Origin of the sequence: Enteroscipio rubneri, from assembly GCF_002899715.1 — a bacterium.
Lineage (GTDB): Bacteria > Actinomycetota > Coriobacteriia > Coriobacteriales > Eggerthellaceae > Enteroscipio > Enteroscipio rubneri.
This window is the reverse complement of sequence record NZ_PPEK01000001.1, coordinates 122180-143350: the sequence shown is the minus strand read 5'-3', so window position 1 is coordinate 143350 and position 21171 is coordinate 122180. Positions and strand designations below refer to the sequence as shown.

Genomic DNA, 21171 nt, shown 5'->3' with positions numbered 1-21171 from the left:
ACAATGAAGCGCATCTTGATCTTTTTAGGAGTCACGTTTTTTCTGACGTGGGCGTACGAATTCGGAGTGGTATACCCGGTCTCGTCGGGAGCGCTCGTCGGCATCCCGCCGGTCGCGGCGCAGTTCGTCACCGGCGGGGCTATGGTCTTCCCCGCCATCGGCGTGCTGATCACGCGCCTCATCACGCGCGAGGGATTCAAAAATTGCGTCATCAAACCGCGCGGATTTAAGAAGTCGTTGCCATGGTTCCTCGTGGCATGGTTCGGCCCGCCGGCGCTGGCCGTCGTGGGCGCAGCCGTGTACTTCCTCGCATTCCCGCAGGACTTCGATCCCTCGATGTCGCTCATGCTGGGTACCGCGCAGCAACAGATGGAAGCTGCCGGAGCCGCGCAGATACCCGTTGATGCGCTGCGCTCGATGCTGCTCATGCAGCTGCCCTTCGCCGTGCTCTTGGCGCCCGCGCTCAACATCTTCACCACGTTCGGCGAGGAATGGGGCTGGCGAGGATACCTGGTGCCAAAGGTGTCCGCCAAGCTGCGCATCGTGCCGGCACTGCTGGTCACCGGCGTGATCTGGGGGCTTTGGCACGCGCCGCTGACGGTGATCGGGCACAACTACGGCGTGGACTATCCCGGTTGGCCGTTCGCAGGTATCGCCGCCATGTGTGCGTTCTGCATTGTGATGGGCATCTTCCTCACGTACGTCACCGTGCGCACAGGCAGCTGTCTGGCCGCCGCCATCGGGCACGGGGCCGTCAACGGCTTCCTGAACGCCGTCGTGCTCTTCTCGGCCACCGGCGGCAATCCCTTCGTAGGACCACTCTCCACCGGCATCGTCGGCGGCAGCGCTTTCATCGCAGTGGCAGCTCTGATGCTCTGGGACCTGCATCGTCGTGAGAAGGCCGGCACGCTGAACATGCCGCAAGCGGGCCTCCCCGACGGCATGACGAAGGCCGACCTCGCGCAGAACGCAGAACTTCGCCAGCAAACCAACTGAGCTGCGAAGCCGTGAAAGGCGCTGCTGCTCGAGCCGCGCTCCGCGCATCGCGTAGCGCGCCCACCGACGGCGAAGCGGAGACGACGGGTTCAGACAGAGCCGCGTTCCGCGCATAGCGTAGCGCGCCCACCTGTGGTTTTCCTCTTTAATTCGAGCGCTTTGAGGCTTTTTGGACAGCGGTGCCGCTGATCGAGCATCATACTGGCAAACATAGGCTTTACGGTTCCGTTCCCTTGACGCTCGTCCCGCATGCGGACGACAACGGCGCAGGTAAAGCCGCGGGCGCGCAGCAAGCGCGCAACGTCAGACGCATACGGTTCGGAGAACAGCGTGACCACATCGTTTCAAAACCTCGGCCTGACCGAGACGACTCTGCCCGCCATCGAAAAGCTGGGCTACACCGAGCCCACGCCAGTTCAGGAGCAGGCTATCCCGCTCGCCCTCGCCGGGCGCGACGTAGTGGCCGCTGCCAAGACGGGAACCGGCAAGACAGCGGCGTTTTCGCTCCCCATTATCGAGCGCATCGGCCGAGCCAAGCGGCCGGGCGCGCCCAAAGCCCTCATCGTCACTCCCACGCGCGAGCTTGCTCAGCAGATCGACGATGCGTGCGCCGCGCTCACGAAAAACTCGAAGCATCGGGTACTCACCATTGTGGGCGGCATGCCGTACAAGAATCAAATCGAGAAGCTCAAACGCGGAGTCGACATCCTCGTTGCGACGCCCGGCCGGCTTTTCGATCTCATGGAGCGGCGCGACGTGAAACTCGACGACGTCGAAATCCTCGTGCTCGACGAGGCCGATCGCATGCTCGACATGGGATTCTGGCCTACCATGAAAAAGATTGTTGCCGCTACGCCGAAAGAGCGCCAGACGCTGCTGTTCTCGGCCACCATCGACCGTGCGGTCATGCGCAGCGTGAGCTCCATCCTCAACGATCCCGCCTTTGTCGAGATCGCGCATCGCGGCGAAACTGCGGACACCATTGATCAATTCATCATGCCCATTACTCAAACGGGCAAGCCCGCCCTGCTGCGAGCGCTGCTCGAGGAAAAGGGCGCCCGTCGGGTCATCGTGTTCACCCGCACGAAAAGCCGCGCCGACATATGCACGCGGCAACTGCGCGAGGCGGGCTTCAAGGTAGAATCCATCCATTCCGACAAGACGCAGGCGAAGCGCCAGCAGGCGCTCGACCGGTTCACGAACGGCAAGCTGGAAGTGCTCGTGGCCACCGACGTGCTCGCGCGCGGCATCGACATCTCGCAGGTGGAGCGCGTGATCAACTACGATGTGCCGGAATCGCCCGAAGACTACGTCCACCGCATCGGTCGCACCGGTCGCGCCGGGGAAGCGGGTTTCGCCATCACGTTCGTCACGCCCGACGACAAGGCGTCGCTTCGCGATATCGAGAAGCTCATCGGCACCACGATCCCCCACCTGAAGATCGACAGCTACGACAACTCGCAAGCCGAAGATGCGCTCGAGAAGCGCTTCGTCGCAGCACCGAAGAACATGAGCGCCTCGGCGTTCTCCCGCTCCATCAAGTTCGGACGCGGGGGACGAGGCGGTCGAGGAGGCATGCGCCGCCGGTAACCAAGGGCACGCTCTCGGCAGTGCGCTCGTTCAGGCCAGCGCGCCCTCAACTTGGCGCAAGCTTCAGCCGAACGCCCGCTTGGTGCGCCGCTGCTCGACTCGCCCACGCCCCGCCATCGACGCTCGCTAGCGCACCTTCGCCACGATGAAACCGAATGTCGCCACGGCCATCAGCGCCGAGAAGCCGAACGCCAGCTGGTAGGCGAGCGCAGGATCAGCCGTGCCCGCCGCTGATGCGCCCGCCATCGTGATGATGAACACCATGACCGACGTGCCCAGCGAGGCGCATGCTTGGCGCGCTGCGATGCAGAACGACGAACCGTCCGACACGATAGGCCGCGGCAAGTCCGCAAGACACCATGACGTGAGTGGCCCCACCAGTCCCGACACCCCAATAGCGCGCACGGCTTGGCAGAGCGTCACCACATATAAGGGCGTGTCCGCTTCCAAAAACGACATGAGCACCGCCCCTGTCGCCAAAAACGCCCCCGAGACAAGCGCGACAGGACGCACGCCGATACGATCGGTCAGCACGCCAGCCAGCGGATTGAGCACGAGCGCCGCGACGGTGCCGGGAAGCAGCACGATACCCGCCTCGAGCGCCGTGCCGCCGCAGAGCCCTTCCACATACAGCGGCACCACAAGCGTGACACCCATGAAGGAGGCATTCAGGAGGTTCTGAGCGACGAAGCCGGCGCGATACTGCGCCGATTTGAATATGTTCATGCTGATGAGCGGATCGTCCACCCGATTTTGCCGACGCACGAACAACACGAGGAACAGCGTCCCCAATAGCATCGGCACCCAAATAAAGGGACTTGCAATGCCGAAACTGCTCGCATCTGAAAACGCTAGGAGCAGTCCGCCGAAGCCCAGCGTTGAAAGCGCGAGCGACACGACGTCGAGTCGGGCGGAGCGGTCAAGCGCAGCGGATGGCTTTATGGCACATGCCGATGCCGCGGCCAACACAGCCATGATGACGACCAGCAGAACGAAAAAGCTCCGCCAACCCCAAGCGAAACTCATCGCACCGCCAATGGTAGGGCCGATGTTGGGCGCAAAACCCATTGCGATACCAGCGATGCCCATGGCCGTAGCCTGACGTCCTGCGGGGAAGCGCGTCATGGCGATGGTCTGCATGAGCGGCATGAGCATGCCAGCGGAGACGGCCTGGCAGATGCGCCCGCCCAGCAGCACGCCGAAGTTCGGCGCGAACAGATCGGCCATCGCTCCTGCCAGAAAAAACCCGAGCGCGATGAACATGTGCTGGCGAACCGAGAAGCGCCGAGAAAGGTACGTGGCCACCGGCACCGTGACGCCGAGCACGAGCATATAGCTAGTCGTAAGCCACTGCCCCAGATCCACAGCCATGCCGAATTCGCCCATAATGTCGGAAAGCATGGCATTGACGGCCGTCTGGGACAGGTTTCCCGATGCCGACGCCAGCACAACGATGGCGAACAGCGCATACACCGCCCTGCGGTCGCTCTGTGCCGTTGTTTCCACGCGCGCCCCCTAGTTGAACACCTGCTGGGTTTTCTCTAACCCCGCGTCCACCAGTGAAAGCGCCGCCTGCGCACCACGATCAACCGCATAGGCAAAATCGTCGGAAGCATCCTTGCGCGGCCGCGACAGCACCCAGTCCACGACCGGCATCCGCCCTGGCGGGCGACCGATGCCCACGCGCACGCGTGCCCAATCTCGCGTTCCTAGCTTGTCGCAGATGGAGCGCAGGCCGTTGTGCCCCGCATGTCCTCCGCCGAACTTGACGCGCACGGTTCCCGGATCGATGTCGAGCTCGTCATGGATCACGATGAGTCGATCGGGCTCAACGCTATAGGCGTTCATGAGCTGTTTTACAGGCCCACCCGATGTATTCATAAAACTCTGTGGCTTCGCAAGCACGATGTCGTGATCACGCCAGACGCCTTTGGCCGTGAGCGACCCGCATTCCGTCTTCCAGTAGCGCGCACCCACTGCCTCGGCGATGACGTCCACCGCATCGAACCCGGCGTTATGCCGGGTGTGCTCGTATTCCTCGCCCGGATTTCCCAAACCTACGATCAAATACATAGTGCGCTACTCGAACAAACGTGCCACGGAACCGTTGGTATAGACATTGTTGATGGTCTGTGCGAACAGCGGGCCCACGGAGAGCACCTTTACCTTGCCCGTCTGGCGCTCGAGCGGCACGGGCACGGCGTTGGTCACCACCACCTCTTCGATGCACGAGTTCGCGATGCGGTCGTATGCCGGGCCGCTGAACAGGCCGTGCGTGGCGCAGGCGTACACCTCAGCGGCGCCTTTCGCCTTGAGCGTGTTAGCCGCCGCCACCAGCGAGCCGGCCGTGTCGATCATGTCGTCGTTGAGGATGCAGATCTTGTCGGTCACATCGCCGATAAGTGCCGTGATCTCGGCCTGGTTGTGCTTCGGGCGGTCCTTGTGCATGATGGCGATGTCGCAGTCGAGCATCGTCGAGAACTTCTTCGCGGCTTTCGCGCGACCTACGTCGGGAGACACCACGCACAGGCGCTCCTGCTCGAGCTGCTTGCTCTTGAAGTAGTCCACGAAGATGGGCATGGCCGTCATATGGTTCACCGGCAAATCGAAAAAACCTTGTATGGCGTCCTGGTGAAGGTCGATAGTGATCACGTTATCCACGCCGGCAGCCGCCAGAAGATCCGCCACGAGCTTGGCGGTAATCGGCTCGCGCGGGGCGGCCTTGCGGTCTTGACGCGCATAGCCATAGTGCGCAACGACCGCCGACACCGTACGGGCCGAGGCGCGCTTGGCCGCATCGGTCATGATGAGCAGCTCCATGAGCGCATCGTTTACGTCGTAGCCTGCGCCGCCGCACACCGACTGGATGAGGAACACGTCGGCGCCACGCACGCTCTCCTGATAGCGCGCGTATATCTCGCCGTTCGCGAACTTCTCGAGCTTGACATTGCCCAGCGCGACGTTGAGCTCCCGAGCGATCTCGTCGGCAAGTTCGGGATTCACCGAACCCGAGAATACCGCCATGCTCTTCTGCATCTCCGTCATGTGCATGCTCCTTCGTCCACCGCGGGCCGCCGCCGCGTCGACTGACTCCTCTTTCCAATGCGCCTATTGTATCCCCAGGCAGCGCGCTCGCGTAGAGGAAACCAGCGCTTTTACGCAGATTGACCGCAACGAGCGATAACCGACGCTCATTGTCGCCTTCCCTACGCTTGCTCCTGGCGTTCGCGCTTCTTGGCCGCCCAGCCTTCGATCGTGCGCTGCTCGGGGCGCGTGAGTCCCAGCGCATCGGCAGGCACGTCTTTCGTAATGCACGAACCCGCGCCGATGATACAGCCGGCGCCGATGTTTACCGGCGCAACCATCATGGTATCGCTTCCCACGAACGCGCCGTCGCCGATGGTGGTGGGCCACTTCTTCTTGCCGTCGTAGTTGCAGGTGATGGATCCCGCGCCGATGTTCACATCCTCGCCGATGGTCGTGTCGCCAATATAGCTGAGGTGCGGCACCTTCGACCCTTTGCCGACTGTCGACTTCTTGATCTCCACGTGCGTACCCGCCTTCGCCCCCTCGCATAGATGCGCCGCGGGGCGCAAGTAGGCCCGCGGCCCGCACGTGGCGCCATCGTCGATGCGCGCCTCGACGGCAACCGTCTCGTCAACCGTGCAGCCGCAACCCACCACGGTATCGGTCAGGCGCGAGTTCGGGCCGATCACGCTGTCCTCCCCCACGCGGGTTCTACCCATGAGAAACGTCTGCGGAAGCAGTTCGACATCCTGGCCGATGACCACGTCGGGACCGATCCACACCTGATCGGGATCGATCATGGTCACGCCCGCGGCCATGTGGGCGCGGTTGATACGCCGCTGCAGGTGTTTTCCGGCCTCAGCCAGCTGGATGCGCGAATTAACGCCAAGGCATTCGCTCGTGTCGTCGCAGGCGAGCGCCTGCACCGGCCGTCCGGCCGCGCGGCAGATCTCCAGCACGTCGGTGAGATAGAATTCGCCCTGGGCGTTGTCGTCGTCTACCTGCTGTAGCGCATCGAACAGCGCCCGTGCGTCGAAGCAGTAGAAGCCCGAGTTGCACTCCCGGATGGCCGCCTCCTCGGGCGATGCATCCTTCTGCTCGACGATACGCGCCACGGCACCGTCGCCGTCGCGCACGATACGCCCGTAACCGAACGGATCATCCAGCTCCATGGAGAGCACCACCGCAGCCGCTTGGGTGCGCTCGCGTTCCGCAATCAGCCGAGCGATGGTTTCGGCCGTGATGAGCGGGCAGTCGCCGGAAAGCACCACCAACGCGCCATCGAAGTCGCCAAGGGCTTCGGCGCACACCGCCACGGCGCCGGCCGTCCCGTTCTGCTCGTGCTGCACCACCGTTTGCGTATCGGCTTCCAGGAGCGGAACCACCTGCTCTCGGGCGTGGCCCACCACGGAAACCACCTGCTCGACGCCCGCCGCGCGCGCCGCGTCCACCACCCAGCGGACGAGCGGCTTGCCCAGCACCTCGTGAGCCACCTTCGGCTTCTTCGATTTCATGCGTGTTCCGGCCCCCGCGGCCAACACGATCGCTGCAGCTTCCACGGCGCTCCTCCTCTTCATCGATCCCTCTCGTCGATACTTTATCGCGGCATGTACCGCTCCGCAGGCGAGCAAGCATCCGACGTGCGGATTGACCGGCACCTCTTCTACCGCCGCTTCCCATCGTCGCCCGACATGCCCGTCGCATCGTCGGCTTCGCGTTCGAGCGCGTCTTTCAGAAGTTCCGGCCGCTCGCGTCGCAGCACCTCTTCGACGCTCGCAAGCGGCGGCTCACCCGCGTGTTCCCGAAATTCTTCCTGCGCCTTGTCGGCCAGATCGTCTCTGCCCTCTTCCCTCAAAACGCGGACTACCTCGTCGCGCACGGCCTCGCGCACGTCTCCAATGGAGCCGCCGCCCAAAAGACCGCTTTCGCCCAGGTCCACGACGATCTCGAACACCCCGCCGCGCTTCTTCGCGGCCTCGATCTCGCCGAGAACGGAAGGATCCTCGAGTTCGCGCAACAGCTCCTGCGTATCGCGCGCCGCCTCGCCGCCCGCCGTCTGGCGGGTCACATCATCGCTGCTGCCCGACAGGTAGGCCACACCCCGCTTCTGCGCAACTTTCGCCTGCGCCATGAGCAGCACGAATCCTAGCACACCCGCAAGCAGCGATGCCACCAAGATGCCCAGCTTGGCGGTGGAGACTAGCGCTTCGTCCGCAAACGCCAGATTCGCCACGAAGATGGACATCGTGAAGCCGACGCCACCCAATACCCCGGCGCCCAGCATGTGGAACCAGTTCACGTTCTCCGGCAGCGAGGCCACCTTCAGCTTCACCACGATAAAGCTCATCAGCATGATGCCCAGGGGCTTGCCTACCAGCAATCCCAGCAAGACGCCATAGAGCACAGGGCTGGCCAGCATGGCGCCCACATCGACGCCAGCGAAACTCACGTCGGCATTCGTCAGTGCAAACAGGGGCAGTATGCCGAAATACACCCACGGGTACAAACGGTGTTCGAGTCGTGTCGCGGGGGGCACCACCTGACGGGCGATGCGGCTGAGCGACCGAACGGTCTCGATGTATGCGCCCTGTGCGATGACGGGCGTCTCGGGCTCGTAGGTCTCGTGCGCCTCCCGCACCTTGGTGCCCGACCAATCGGTGAAGCTCTTCAAGTTCACGCGGGATCCCGACGGGATGACGAACGCCAGCAGCACGCCGGCGATGGTGGAATGCACGCCCGACATGAACACGCAGTACCACAGCACGAGTCCCACAGCCAGATACGGGATGAGGGAGTAGATATGGCTGCGATTCATGAGAACGAGCACCGCGAGCACGCCTGCTGCGCCAGCCAACCACAGAAGCGAGGGGCTGTGCCCGTAGAAAACCGCGATGACAAGGATGGCAATGATATCATCGGCCACGGCAAGCGTGCTGAGAAACACCCGAACGCCGCTGGGCACGCGGTTGCCGAGCAACGCCAGAATACCGAGGGCGAAGGCGATGTCGGTGGCCGTGGGTACGCCCCAGCCCTGCACCGACTCCGGGCTGGACGCGTTGAAAGCAAGGTAGAAGGCAATGGGCACCAGCACGCCGCCGATAGCCGCCATGATGGGCAGAATGGCCTGTCGGATGTTCGTCAGCTCGCCCACCGTGAGCTCGTACTTCACCTCGAGGCCGACCAGCAGGAAGAACACGGCCATGAAGATGTCGTTGATGACGTGCGCGAGCGACATGCCGGCGAACGCCTCGCCGAAGAAGAACCCCGCTTCGGTGTGCCAGAACTCCAGAAACGCCTCGTACGCACCGGAATTGGCCACGATAAGCGCGATAACGGCCGCCGCCAGCATTGCGCCGGCCGCCTTCGTCGAAGAGTGGGTGAACTGGATGAGCTTGCGATACCTCGCCTGATGGCCCTGCACTTCGGATATGAAGATGCGCGGAGAGCCGTCGTGATCCTTGTCCGTCATGTCGTCCTCGTCTGCGCGCAGCGGCCTTTCAGCCGCCCGATCGGAATACGGCCCGCCGAGGGGCGATGCGCGCGACGCCCCGGCGGCCACCCGTCCATTATCCTTCATGAGCGCGGCATGTTCGCCGGTTCGTTACGCGTTTTTAAATCGAATTCACAACGCGTTGTAAAATGCCCCGCCAAAATATCAGGAATTGCGCTATCCTGTTGTCATCAGCTTGACGGAAGGAGTCAGCTTGGAGCGCACGAAGAGCATTCGCTGCTTTCTCTGCACGACCAGGCATCGGCTTCATCACGAGCTGTTTTTTTATTCGCCACGAGGTAAGAGGTGATCGCTATGAGCGTTACCGTCACCGGACGCAAAATGCCTGTAACCGATGCACTGCGTCAGTATGCCGACGAGAAGATCGGCAATTCCATGAAAGTTATGGACATCGACCCGTTGGTGGCCGAAGTCGTGCTGTTCGTCGAGAAGAACCCCGCAAACCCCCGCCCCGCCTGCTGCGAAGTGACGCTGCGCACGAAGGGCCACATCATCCGCGTGGAAGAATGCGAAGAAGACATGTACGCGGCCATCGACGTAGCCGCTGCCAAGGTGCTGCGTCAGCTGCGCAAGTACAAGACCCGCGTGATCGACCGCAAGCTGCGCGCTGAAGGCGAGACCATCCGCGCACCCGAAACGGCTGCCAGCGGCGAGTTGGACGTAGACGGCCTTATGGACGAGTTGGCCGGCGAGGAGATCGTGCGCGAAAAGGTGATGGAGTTCGAGCCGCTGACCCGCGACGAGGCGCTCATCAAGATCGACTTGCTAGGCCATGACTTCTTCGCCTACACCGATCGCGACACCGGTATGGTAAACGTGCTGTATCGCCGCGACGATGGCGGCTACGGCCTGCTCAAGCAGAAGGAGGACTAGCATCGTGGCAACCATCGACACCGTGAAGAACATCCTCGAGGAGAATCTCGACATCGATCCCGCAACCGTCGAGGACGACTCCACCTTCGACTCGCTCGGCATCGATTCGCTCGACATGGTCGAACTCATATGCGACCTCGAAGAGGCCTGCGAAGTCGACTTCGGCGAGCCCGAGGGCCTGCAAACCGTCGGCGACCTCGTGAAGTACATCGACTCGCTGTAAAATTCGGCAGCGGCTGCCGCGACGGCCGATCGAGCCTCGCGCGCCGAACGTAGCAGATCGAAAAAGCGGACCCGCTTCGGCGGGTCCGCTTGCATCTTGAGGCAGTCGTTCCAGGCTAGCCGATTCCGCTGCTACGAGCGACGAGAACGTCGAACAGCCGCAGCGCCGACAGTGCAGGCGGCGATCAGGGTCACGCCTGCGGCGGCAAGCGCGAACACTGCGGTCGGATCGCTCGTCGCGAGCAGAGACCCTGCGGAATCCTTCCCGCCTGTGGCAGACGCGTTCGCTCCATCACCGAGCGGATCATCTGCGGAGTTTTGCCCACGAGATCCCGTCTGGCCGTCGACTCCGCCGGTTCCTCCCCCATCGGGCGAACCTCCTTGACCCTCGCCGCCGTTCGAGCCGTCGTCGCCGGAACCTCCACCGTTCCCACCCGGGTCGGTCGTACCGCCCGATCCTTCGACGGCGTACGCGAGCGAGTACGTGGAGAACGCGTCCGTCTCGATCGTGATTGTGGCAGGATCGTCGTCCTTGTCTTCAAGCACGGCTGTTTCCAACGTGCCATCGGGGTTTTCGTGAACGCGAACGACTGCGTACTTCGTAGGCGTTTGAGCATCCGCCGCCTCGTAGGGCGTCGCAATGGTCAATCGCAGAGGCGTGGAAAGCGTCGAGAGCGGCGTTTCGACGCCATCGACTTGCTTCGCCAGCGAAATGTCCAAATGCTGAACGAAGGTATACGAAGCAAGGCGAGCGATCTCAGCCAACAGGGACTGCTCATCGGAGGAGAGATCATGCGGTGCGACCTTGAGAGCAAACGTCACCGAGGAACCCCCGTCAAGAGCCGCCTGATCCTCCTCGGTCAGTAACGAAGACAGTGCGCCGTCCGGATCGGCCAGCGCGACTTCGGGCACCTCCCCCGCATCCGCCTCCGGGTCCACGACGATGCTGCCGCTTGCACGGCTGAAAAGCCATCGAGCGCTCTGCTCACGTTGCTCGAAGCCGATCTCGCGATCATCAAGGGCAAACCAGTCTGCATGGGCGTCGGGAGCAGGGCAGGTGACAAGCGCATCGCCGACGGCGAAGTTCGACGCGCGTATCATGGTGGGAACGCCGTTCCCCTTCGGTTGGAATGCGGGCACCACGAGCTCATGCGAGAGCTCGATGCGATCAACGCACGCCAAGAGAGCCGTCAGGCCCGCCCCCTCCTGAAAGCTCGCCCCGACCTGTGCGGTAGGAGCGAACGGGTCGTCGTCGACGGCCGACACAGCACCCCACAGGTTTTCAAGATTCAACCCGGAAAGCTGGACGTCCACCGCATCCTGCACGAGCGACGAGCTGCCGTCTTCAACAGTCTCTCCGGCCGCGAACAGGCTCAGCAGTCCAGCAACGTCCTGATTCCCATCGTTGAACATATATGCTGCGATGTTCGACAAGCGCACGGAGAGCGACTTCACTGTCGCCGAAGCGCCGCCCGAGGCGTCGCCCCCACCGTACAGGTTGCCAGCCATGCTTCCGCCTTCGATGGCAAGCGATGCCGAACCCGTCACATCGGCATGCGATCCCGCACCAGATGCGCTGCCGCCAACGTAGACGGCTTGGGCAACCCAGCTGCCCAGCTGCTTCTCGACCGGGCCCACCGAATCGTGAATCGAGATCGCGACAGAGCCCACGTCGGCGCTGCCCGCATTCGAAGCGCTGCCGCCGCCGATGGTGTAGCCGTACAGATTCGAGCACCCGTCGATGGTCACGTTCGCCGCACCTGCCACGTTCGCCGAGCCGCCGTCGGCGGTTCCTCCGCCGTACAGCATCATCATCTCTCCACCCGCCACCGTTGTGTCGACGGATGCGGCATCCGCCGTGGCTGCAGCTCCGTCGGCATAGCCTCCGCTGTACACCTCGCGCACATCGGGATCGGTCAATACGATCTCGATGGCGCCGAGCACGTCGGCATGGGCGGCGCCGGATCCCGAAGCGAAAGCCCATCCGCCGCCGCGCAGCACGTAAGTCGGACCGGATCCCTCCATCTGCACGCTACCCACCTGTGCGCTCGCCGAGTATGCAGAGCTCGTACGCGCATAGCCGCCACCATATACGGAGCTTCCCCCTTGATGATTGAAATTCTCGCACGAAATACGTACCGCGCCTGCGACGTTCGCCGAGGCGTCGCCCTTCGACGCTTCGGCAGAGCCTCCGCCATACACCTTGCTTTTCGTGCCGGTGCCAGCCAGATCGATGGAAACGCTCCCGCCGATATCGGCCGCACGCGAGCCGTCGGAGAAACCGCCCCCGTACACGGTGCCCGTCGATGCGTTTGCGACAGAGATGCGAGCATTGCCGGAAACGGCTCCGTTATACCCGCCGCCGAAAATGGATATATTCGATACCGCTTCGACTGAAATGCTCGTATTCCCGTCGATATCCACGCCGTTGCCGCCACCGTAGACCTTCGATCCTGAAGCAAGAGGGGTTTCGTCCAGCTTTACCGTACCCGCGCCATCGAAGATATATGCCTTCCCATCGGCATCCGGCTTTACGACGATCGGCACGCCGTTGGCGTATACCGTCGACCCCGAGCGTTCGATAGAGGCCGCAGACGAAAGCCCGTCGCCTTGCACGAGCGCGAGCACCGCCAAGATTCCCTCTTTGAGCGGTTTCTCGTCCGTAGTCTCCGCATCCTCGCCATCGGCTTCGCCCGCATCGCTCTCCGCCGAAGAAGAACCGCTCGGATCGGGCGCGAACTCCTCGTGCGGGGATTCTGCGTCCAGGTGCTCCTTCGGATCGACCGTCCCAGCAGCGCCTTCAGGCGCACCGTCGGACCCGCCATCCGCCACAGGATCGTCCGCTTCCGCACGGCCCGTTTCCGCATTCGCGCTCGCGGCCCACGACGACGAAGCGGGATCAGGCTTCGCGCTCTGGGCGAATGCCGGGGCGAAGCCGATGCCGCCCGTTGCCCAAACCAGGACGAGAGCCGTCCCGACGGCGACCAGTTTTCCTGCCATGTTCATACCGCTATACCTTTCAACAACGCGTTGAAACGCGTGTGGTGTTATTCCATTTTCAGCATAGCGCACTTTGCAATGAATATTCGATCAAGGTATGAAGCAGCCGAATCGTCAAATTGCGGGGCACGCGCCTCGAAGAAGAGCAAAGCGCGTGAGAAAACACCGCGCTCGATCCAGCGGCAACGCATACGGCAAAGCGCAGGATTTCCCGGACCCGGCAAGGGCGCTCGATCGGTCCTGTTCTTCCGTCGCCCTCTTCACCACGCGCTCATGCTCGATAAGGGCATGCCCTTGTACCCGTTTCGAGGACAAACGTCGGTATTGTCTCATGAACGAGAACGAATGCACCGGGCCGTCCTTTGCTCTGCGCCGCGCCGCCGCGAAGAATGGTGTCGACGGCGCGCGCACCCGCGCGCACGGCTCATCGGAGGGGAAGGAGCATCATGGATAGCGAGCGAAGCACTACCCGCACGGAAGGAACCGGCATATCGCGGCGCGCGTTTTTGGGCGGGAGCGCCGTCGCCTTCGGCACGATCATGCTTTCGGGGGCGCTCGGCACGGCGACAGGCTGCTCGACTGGAGGCGGCGCGGCAGGCGGCAGCGGCTCTTCGGGCGCGGAAAACGCATCTGCAACGGCGGCTTTCGAGCTCTACGACACCGAAATCCTCATCATCGGCGGCGGGCTTGCCGGATCGCACGCCGCCCTGCAGGCGCACAAGCAGGGCAAAGATGTGGCCGTCGTGGAGAAGGGACCCTTCCACTTCGGCGGCGCCTGCGGCTACAACTGGTGCAACTGGGTGAACTTCATCCAAACCGACACGCCCTGGGACCAGTCCGAGGACTTCGTCTTGAACGAACTCACGAACAAAAAGATCGCGAAAGCCACGCACGAGGCGTTCACCGTCGAGGAACGCAACCTGCTTCTGCGCTACGCGCAGGAGGGCAACAACCTGTTCGTGCGCGATGAGGACGGGACGTTTGCGCCCGGCCTCGATATGCCGGGCTATCCATTGTTCGGAACGTTCAACGGCTTTCCGCGCTACTTCACGGATTCGGTAGAGCGCACCGGCGCGCGCATCTTTGACCACACTATGATCACCGATGTGATCATAGAGGATGGGGCGTGCATCGGAGCCGTCGGATTGCACATCCCCACCGGCGTCGTACGCGTGTTCCGCGCGAAGGCCACAATATCCTGCACGGGAGCAAGCTCGTGGATATACGGCTGGAACACCGTCGCACCCACATCCATCAACTCGCCCGACAATACCGGCGACGTCGATGCCGCAGCCTACCGGCGCGGCGCGGCGCTGCAGGACTCGGAGTTCTTCCAGTTCGACCTCATCAGCATGTACCCCATGGGTCTTGCTGCCACGTTCGTGGGCGGCATCGGAGCCGACAATCTGTGCTGCGAGTATATCTGCGACGCCAACGACACCTATTTCTTCCGCGGCATGGACTACTCCACGCTTGACCGCATCACATTCACCCGCACCATTGCGAAGGCCATCCACGACGGGGGCGGATCGCCGAACGGAGGTGTATACGTCGATTTCTCGAACCCGGAAGCCTTCGCAGCCATGGGCGAAGTGTACCGCCGCAACGTCGAGCTGTGGCGGGAGGTCTTCGGCATCGACGTAGCCTCGACCAAACTGGAATGCGCCCTTGAAGCCTACGAGCACGGCGGAAATCCCCGTGTCGACGAGAACCTCATGGTCGAGGGCATGCCGGGTTTATTCTGCTCGCGAGGCGGAGGCGTGTACGGCGCCCAGGGCGGCTCGTCGGTGAACGTCGCTTATCGCGACGGCTCCTACGCGATGATGAAAGCCATCGAGTACGCCGAAGGCGAGGGGGCGAAACGCCCCGCATCCTTCGCATTCGATGCCATCGAGGAGGAGATCAACCGCCTGCACGAGCTGAGACTGCGCCAAGGCGGCGGTAAACGCCCGCAGGAAGTCACACGCATGATCCAAAAGGCGGCCTATCAAGCCTGCCAGCCCACGCGTGAAACCGAAGCGATGCAGCAGGCGGTCGATGAGCTTGCGCGCATCCGTTCTGAGGAACTGCCGAACATGACGCTCGGCGACGCCACGCTCACGTACAACACCGACTGGAAGGCGGCCATCGAAGCGTGCAACCTTCTCGACATCGCCGAAGCCAGCTCGCGTGCCGCGCTCATGCGCGAGGAAAGCCGCGGGCACAGCTATCGGCCCGAGTACCCCGAGGAGAATCCCGGGGCATGGACCTGCAATATCGTCGCCCGCAACGTTGACGGCGCCATGCAGCTGGAAACCGTGCCCGTCGTCGAGCTTGACTAGTCCGACGGATCGAGGCGTAAGGAGACATCATGAAAGTCACAGTACAGAAGTTCAACCCCTCGGTCGACGCGGAGCCATCGTTCTCCGAATACGATATCGAGCATTGGGAGCACATGACCCTGCTGGAGGCGCTCGTCCTCATCAACGATACCATCGAGCCCATCGCGTTCGACTACAGCTGCCGCGGGCGCGTCTGTGGGCGCTGCGCCATGACACTGAACGGCACGCCCTGTTTAGCCTGCGTCACCCTTGTGGACGAAGGCGGGAAGAACGAGGTCGGTCCCTTGACCGGATTCCCCGTCGTGCGCGATCTTATCGTCGACAAGACGAGGATCACCGACAAGGTGAGTAGAATCCTTGCACGTCAACGCGCCTTCGATCTTACGCTCGACGAGGTTAAGGCTCCGGTCGATCCCGACCTTTACAAGAAGCTCGAACCGCTCGAATACTGCGCGCGCTGCGGCGTATGCATGGCCGCCTGCCCGGTCGTCCAAATGAAGGGGACGAAGTCCTTCATCGGGCCGACTGGCATGATCGCCATCGCCAACCGCTTCTACGATCCCTACGATCAGGGCGACCGCGTGGTCGAAGCTGTGCAGAACGGCCTCTGGACCTGCACCGAATGCGGCATCTGCGACGAGGTCTGCAAAGCGCTCGAAATCGATCACCTTGCCACCTGGAAGGACCTACGCGCCGCCGCCGAGGCGGCCGGCTTGAAACCCGTCGACGCCTAGCGTCGCCGCCTGTTCCCGATACCGTCCGAAAGCGGCTGCCTCGAGGCATCGAGCTCGGGCGCCCCGCGACTGCGTTCGCGGGGCGCCCTGCGCGGCGGCGCGTGCAGCATCGGCGCACGCGGGCTATACTACTTGTAGGGGGGGTCCGCACGACGATGCGGAGGGAGGGGTTCATGGCACGGGAAGACTGGGAGCACAAGGGGCTTCTTGACAGCGAGGACGTGCAGATCAAACTGAGGATCATGCACGCGGTCGACCGCTCGCTCGACCATATCACCGTAGGCGAGCTCTGCGAGAGGGCCGGCATATCGCGACAGACGTTCTATCGGCATTTCGACAGCAAGTACAGCCTGCATTGGTGGTGGCCCATCCACGTCCACCAGTTCTACCTCATCGAAGTGGGCAGGACCATCGATTGGGAGACAGGCTATTTCCACCACATCCGGTTGCTCTCCCTGGAGAAAAGGTTCTTCGAGGCGGCCACCCAGTACACGCTCAACTCGCCTGCAGACCGTAACATCATGCCCCACTACCGCAAGCGCGTGCTCGTCGAGACGCTGCAGGACTACCGGAAGGCGGATATAGACGACGAGCTGATGTTCTGCATCGACACCTGGGTGAAGACGGAAACCGAGATCCTTACCGAATGGTACCGGCTCGGCACGGCACCGCCGCCGAAGGAGGCCGCTGCAAGGCTGGCCGTCGTCATTCCGCGTAGGCTCTACGATGCGCTCTCGATGGACTGATCGAATCGCCGAAGCGCCGCAGGTCAGTCTCGGTTCATAGCGGCGATCGCTCGCTTGGCTGCGCCGACGCTGTAAAGGCTCCCGAAAACGCACACGACACCGTCAGAACCGGCGAGTTCGCAGGCACGGCGCAGCGCGTCGTTCATATCCTGAGCGACCACAGGCTTCACGCACGCCGAACAACCGAGCAGATCCTGTCCGGCCCAGCGGATAGCCCTGGCCAAGCGATCGGCCGAAAGAGCGCGAGGGCTGTCGGGAGCTACCGCCACGAACGCGCTTCCGAGCGCGATCACGGCCTCCAGCATAGCCGGATAATCTTTGTCTTCGAGCACACCGATCACGAACACGGGTCTTGCGCCGGGAAACATGTCTTCCAACGACGAGGCCAATGCGTGCGCGCCTTGGGGGTTATGGCCGCCGTCAACGACGATCGTCGGTCGGTTGGGACCGCTATCGACCACTTCGAAGCGCCCGGGCCAGCGCGCCTGTGCGATCCCCGTGCGCAACGCCTCGTCGGAGATGCTCCATCCGCGCGTACGGAGCACCTCGATCGTCTCAATAGCAAGCGCGGCATTAGCCGGCTGATAGCCGCCCAACAAGTGCGTGCTCAAGTCGGCGAAGCGCTTGTAGGAGAACGGGCGGACGAGCGCGCCCTGCGTCGCGGCACCTGCAGACCTGGCAGAACCCACGCGAAGCTCCGAAAAGTCCGGCACCACAAGCGCATCGCCGCACGCTTCGGCGGCGCGCTCGATCACGGCCATCGCCTCGGGCTCCTGCGGCCATGAAACGACCGGAGCACCCGGCTTCACGATGCCCGCCTTCTCGGATGCAATGGCCGCAAGCGTGTTGCCCAGAAGCGCCGTATGGTCGCGCCCGATGCGCACGATAACCGACGCCTCCGGAGGCTCAATGACGTTCGTCGAGTCCAGCCGTCCACCCAACCCTACTTCAAGCACCACGATATCGCACGCCGCCTGCGCGAAGTGCACGAGCGCAACGGCCGTCATCAACTCGAATTCTGTAGGGTGATCGCCTGTCTCGGCCGCGAGAGCCTCGGCCTGCTCCTTGACGGCGCATGTCGCAGCGGTCAGCTCGTCGCGCGGAATATCGGCCCCGTCCACGCGGATGCGCTCTTCGAACCTTTCAATGAACGGGCTTGTGAACAAACCCGTCCGGTACCCCGCCATCTGCAGAACCGAGGCCAGGTAGGCGCAAACGGAACCCTTGCCGTTCGTGCCGGCAACGTGGACGAACCTCAGTCGATCCTGCGGCCGGTCAAGGCGCTCCAGCAGCACGCGGATGCGATCAAGCCCGAGGCGCGATTCCTGCCACCGGGGCTCATTGATATACGCAATCGGGTCGAACGACATGGGCGGCCTCCAAGCAGCGACGACGCGTCCCGACAGCCATTAAGCCGACGGGGCCAGATACTCGGCGATGCCCGCCGCTGCGCGCTTGCCGGCGCCCATGGCGAGAATAACCGTCGCCGCGCCGATCACGGCATCGCCCCCGGCGAATACGCCCGGTTTCGACGTGGCGCACGTACGTTCGTCGGCCACGATCAGGCTGCGCGTCGTCACGTCAAGCCCGGGCGTCGTGTTCGCGATGAGCGGATTCGTCTTCGATCCCGCAGCGATCACGAGCATGTCGATGTCGATGACGAACTCGCTGCCTTCGACAGGCTCGGGACGCCGCCGCCCGCTCGCATCCGGCTCGCCCAACTCCATACGCACGCACTCAACGCCCGACACCCATCCGTTCTCATCGCCAAGGATGCGCGTGGGATTCGTCAGCAGCTTGAACTCAATCCCCTCCTGCTCGGCATGGTGGATCTCCTCCGCACGGGCCGGCATCTCCTCGCGTCCGCGACGGTAGACCACGCACACGTCGGCGCCCAGACGCCTCGCCGTGCGTGCTGCGTCCATCGCCACGTTGCCGCCGCCCACCACGACGCACTTCTTTCCCGCGTACACGGGCGTATCATAGGCGGGGAACCGATAGGCTTTCATCAGGTTCACACGCGTGAGCAGCTCGCTCGCAACCGAAACGCCGTTCAGGCCCTCGCCCTCGATGTTCAGATAGCTGGGCAAGCCGGCGCCGGTGCCCACGAAGACAGCGTCGAATCCGCGCTCCTCCAAAAGCTCGTCTATATCGTAGAGTTTGCCCACGACGGAGTTCACCGCAAACGTGACGCCGAGATCCCCCAACTTGGACGTTTCGCGTGCCACAAGATCTTTCGGTAGGCGGAATTCGGGAATACCGTACGTCAATACGCCGCCCAGCTTGTGCAATGCTTCGAACATCGTGACGCTGCACCCGCGCTTGGCAAGCTCGCCTGCGCACGTCAGCGACGCTGGGCCCGATCCTACCACCGCAACGCTCTTGCCGGAAAGATCGACGTCAGGAAAGACGGCGTTCGCATCGTCCATCGCCGCATCGTCGGATGAGGACGCGCCTGCATCCGTCTGAAGGCTTGCATCGGCAGCGCCAGCAGCCCGTTGCTCGCGCAGCTCTTCAATGGCAATGGCAGCTTCTTCGGGATGCTCGAACGCCCAATCTGACGTGAAACGCTCCAAGCGCCCGATGCCCACCGGTTCGCCCTGCTTGCCGCGCGTGCACCTTTTCTCGCACTGCGACTCTTGAGGGCATACGCGCCCGCAGATGGCCGGCAGCGAGTTCGCGCTTTTCACGAGAGCGTAAGCGTGCGCAAAATTACCGAGCGCCACCTGCTCGATGAAACCGGGAATGGGAACGCCCACCGGGCAGCCTGCCATGCACGGCTTGCTGGGGCACTGGGTGCAGCGCCGCGCTTCGTTAACCGCCTCCTCGGCCGAGTAGCCGAGCGCGACCTCCTCGAACGTCTGCGCCCGCTCGACGGGGTCGAGTTCGGGCATGGGAGTCTTCTCCTTCTGTTTGTTCGGCTCGTAGCTCAAACGCGCCATGCTACGCCCCCTTCCGTTGCCCGGCGGCCACCTCAGACGCGGCCTTGCCGTCACAGGCGCGACCTTCGTCGATCGGCGCACCTGTCGCTGCCGCACGCGCTTCGTCCTCGAAGCTCCGATACATCACGCCGCGACGCAGGGCATCGTCGAAATCGACCAGATGGCCATCGAAGTCCGGGCCGTCCACGCAGGCGTGCAGATACTCGTCGCCCACCTTCACGCGACAGCCGCCGCACATGCCCGTGCCGTCGATCATGAGCGGATTCATGCTCACGAGCGTTCTGATGCCGTAGGGCCGCGTCGTAGCAGCTACGAACTTCATCATGACGACAGGTCCCACAGCCAGCACGAGATCGTAGTCCGCGCCCTCGTCGATGCGCTGCTGGAGCGCCTGGGTCACCAGTCCCTTGTTCCCGTTGGAACCGTCGTCGGTCATGACGATCTGCCGTGCAGAGCATGCCGCAATCTCATCCTCAAGTATGGAAAGGCTCGCCGTGCGGAAACCGGTGATCACGTCGACTTCGCAGCCGTGGTCGTACAGCCATTTGGCCTGCGGATATGCAATAGCAGTGCCCAGACCGCCTCCGATGACACACGCGCGGCGCACGCCTTCAAGCTCGGTCGGGTTGCCAAGCGGGCCCACGAAATCGTGCAGCGCTTCTCCCGGCTTCATCTGCGCGAGGCGCTTCGTCGTTGCGCCCACCGCCTGGAAGACGATCGTGACGGTGCCGGCATCGGGATCGCAATCGTTCATGGTGAGCGGGATGCGCTCGCCCCGCTCGTCTATGCGCAGCATGATGAACTGGCCCGGCTTGATCTTCCGCGCGATTTCGGGGGCGCGGACCACCATGCGCGTGACTTCCGCGTTGAGTTGCTCTGCCCGTTCGATGGGATACACGTTGCCTCATCCCTTCTCGCTCATCGCTCATAATAAAAAACAGCACCTGAAAAACGGTGCCGCACTCGGTAGCAAGTGTCGCGCATTATACCAACCGAACTTCAGCCGAAGTGTTTCCAATGTGTTTCGGACGGCCAAGGGCTGCAAACCAAGGCAGTACGGGGCAAAATCTCATGCAAGCGGTCCCGCGCACGTCGCAAGCGGTCGAACATCCAGCGCAAACGGCGTTCGGCCTCAGCAAACCGCCCCGCCCAACAAGTATGCGCTCGCACGCCATCAGCACAGCAAGACGAGCGCGACGGCAAGCCGCC

Annotated in this window: 16 protein-coding genes; 7 read left to right on the top strand and 9 right to left on the bottom strand. The window is 63.1% G+C overall.

All coding sequences use genetic code 11. The features are described 5' to 3' along the window. The first annotated feature begins 3 nt into the window (after window positions 1–3). A complete protein-coding gene (locus C2L71_RS00585; RefSeq protein WP_103263846.1) occupies window positions 4–996 on the top strand; it encodes a CPBP family intramembrane glutamic endopeptidase in 993 nt (330 codons plus the stop codon). Between the two features lie 330 nt (window positions 997–1326). Further along, window positions 1327–2586 carry a DEAD/DEAH box helicase gene (locus C2L71_RS00580; RefSeq protein ID WP_239926183.1) on the top strand — a complete coding sequence of 420 codons (1260 nt, stop codon included), beginning with the start codon at window positions 1327–1329 and terminating at the stop codon, window positions 2584–2586. A gap of 126 nt (window positions 2587–2712) precedes the next feature. On the opposite strand, the gene C2L71_RS00575 is transcribed toward C2L71_RS00580, so the two are convergent. The 5 genes from C2L71_RS00575 to nhaA all read right to left on the bottom strand — a co-directional run bounded on the left by C2L71_RS00575 (window position 2713) and on the right by nhaA (window position 9082). Then, the gene (locus tag C2L71_RS00575; RefSeq protein WP_103263844.1) at window positions 2713–4092 is read right to left on the bottom strand and encodes a DHA2 family efflux MFS transporter permease subunit; all 1380 of its coding nucleotides are present in this window, start codon (window positions 4090–4092) and stop codon (window positions 2713–2715) included. 9 nt (window positions 4093–4101) lie between these two features. Next, on the bottom strand, window positions 4102–4659 hold the full coding sequence (pth, locus tag C2L71_RS00570) for an aminoacyl-tRNA hydrolase (protein ID WP_103263843.1): 558 nt from the start codon (window positions 4657–4659) through the stop codon (window positions 4102–4104). 6 nt (window positions 4660–4665) lie between these two features. Beyond that, complete coding sequence (locus tag C2L71_RS00565) at window positions 4666–5631, bottom strand: ribose-phosphate diphosphokinase (protein WP_103263842.1); 966 nt, start codon at window positions 5629–5631, stop codon at window positions 4666–4668. Between the two features lie 161 nt (window positions 5632–5792). Further along, window positions 5793–7172: a bifunctional UDP-N-acetylglucosamine diphosphorylase/glucosamine-1-phosphate N-acetyltransferase GlmU gene (glmU, locus tag C2L71_RS00560; protein WP_103263841.1), complete on the bottom strand. Its 1380-nt coding sequence runs from the start codon at window positions 7170–7172 to the stop codon at window positions 5793–5795. A gap of 104 nt (window positions 7173–7276) precedes the next feature. Next, window positions 7277–9082 carry a Na+/H+ antiporter NhaA gene (gene nhaA, locus C2L71_RS00555; protein ID WP_103264231.1) on the bottom strand — a complete coding sequence of 602 codons (1806 nt, stop codon included), beginning with the start codon at window positions 9080–9082 and terminating at the stop codon, window positions 7277–7279. Between the two features lie 336 nt (window positions 9083–9418). On the opposite strand from nhaA, the gene hpf reads away from it, so the two are divergent. Continuing rightward, window positions 9419–9997 (top strand): ribosome hibernation-promoting factor, HPF/YfiA family, encoded by a 579-nt coding sequence (hpf, locus tag C2L71_RS00550; RefSeq protein WP_103263840.1) that lies wholly within the window; start codon window positions 9419–9421, stop codon window positions 9995–9997. Between the two features lie 4 nt (window positions 9998–10001). Beyond that, window positions 10002–10220 carry an acyl carrier protein gene (locus tag C2L71_RS00545; protein WP_103263839.1) on the top strand — a complete coding sequence of 73 codons (219 nt, stop codon included), beginning with the start codon at window positions 10002–10004 and terminating at the stop codon, window positions 10218–10220. A 131-nt stretch (window positions 10221–10351) separates the two neighbouring features. Here the strand turns inward: C2L71_RS00545 and C2L71_RS00540 are convergent, their stop codons facing one another. Further along, window positions 10352–13225: an autotransporter outer membrane beta-barrel domain-containing protein gene (locus tag C2L71_RS00540; RefSeq protein ID WP_103263838.1), complete on the bottom strand. Its 2874-nt coding sequence runs from the start codon at window positions 13223–13225 to the stop codon at window positions 10352–10354. 440 nt (window positions 13226–13665) lie between these two features. Here C2L71_RS00540 and C2L71_RS00535 point away from each other — a divergent pair, with 440 nt between their 5' ends. The 3 genes from C2L71_RS00535 (at window position 13666) to C2L71_RS00525 (ending at window position 17020) form a co-directional block, all read left to right on the top strand. After that, a complete protein-coding gene (locus C2L71_RS00535) occupies window positions 13666–15540 on the top strand; it encodes an FAD-dependent oxidoreductase (protein WP_103263837.1) in 1875 nt (624 codons plus the stop codon). A gap of 29 nt (window positions 15541–15569) precedes the next feature. Then, on the top strand, window positions 15570–16274 hold the full coding sequence (locus tag C2L71_RS00530) for a succinate dehydrogenase/fumarate reductase iron-sulfur subunit (RefSeq protein WP_103263836.1): 705 nt from the start codon (window positions 15570–15572) through the stop codon (window positions 16272–16274). Window positions 16275–16447: 173 nt separating this feature from the next. Continuing rightward, window positions 16448–17020, top strand: a complete 573-nt coding sequence (locus tag C2L71_RS00525) for a TetR/AcrR family transcriptional regulator (protein ID WP_103263835.1) — start codon at window positions 16448–16450, stop codon at window positions 17018–17020. Between the two features lie 23 nt (window positions 17021–17043). On the opposite strand, the gene C2L71_RS00520 is transcribed toward C2L71_RS00525, so the two are convergent. From C2L71_RS00520 to C2L71_RS00510, 3 genes are read right to left on the bottom strand one after another with little or no spacing between them, the layout of a single operon-like run. After that, window positions 17044–18390: a bifunctional folylpolyglutamate synthase/dihydrofolate synthase gene (locus C2L71_RS00520; RefSeq protein ID WP_103263834.1), complete on the bottom strand. Its 1347-nt coding sequence runs from the start codon at window positions 18388–18390 to the stop codon at window positions 17044–17046. 39 nt (window positions 18391–18429) lie between these two features. Continuing rightward, on the bottom strand, window positions 18430–19962 hold the full coding sequence (gltA, locus tag C2L71_RS00515) for an NADPH-dependent glutamate synthase (protein ID WP_103263833.1): 1533 nt from the start codon (window positions 19960–19962) through the stop codon (window positions 18430–18432). 1 nt (window position 19963) lies between these two features. Beyond that, window positions 19964–20860 carry a sulfide/dihydroorotate dehydrogenase-like FAD/NAD-binding protein gene (locus tag C2L71_RS00510; RefSeq protein ID WP_103263832.1) on the bottom strand — a complete coding sequence of 299 codons (897 nt, stop codon included), beginning with the start codon at window positions 20858–20860 and terminating at the stop codon, window positions 19964–19966. Window positions 20861–21171: the final 311 nt, after the last annotated feature.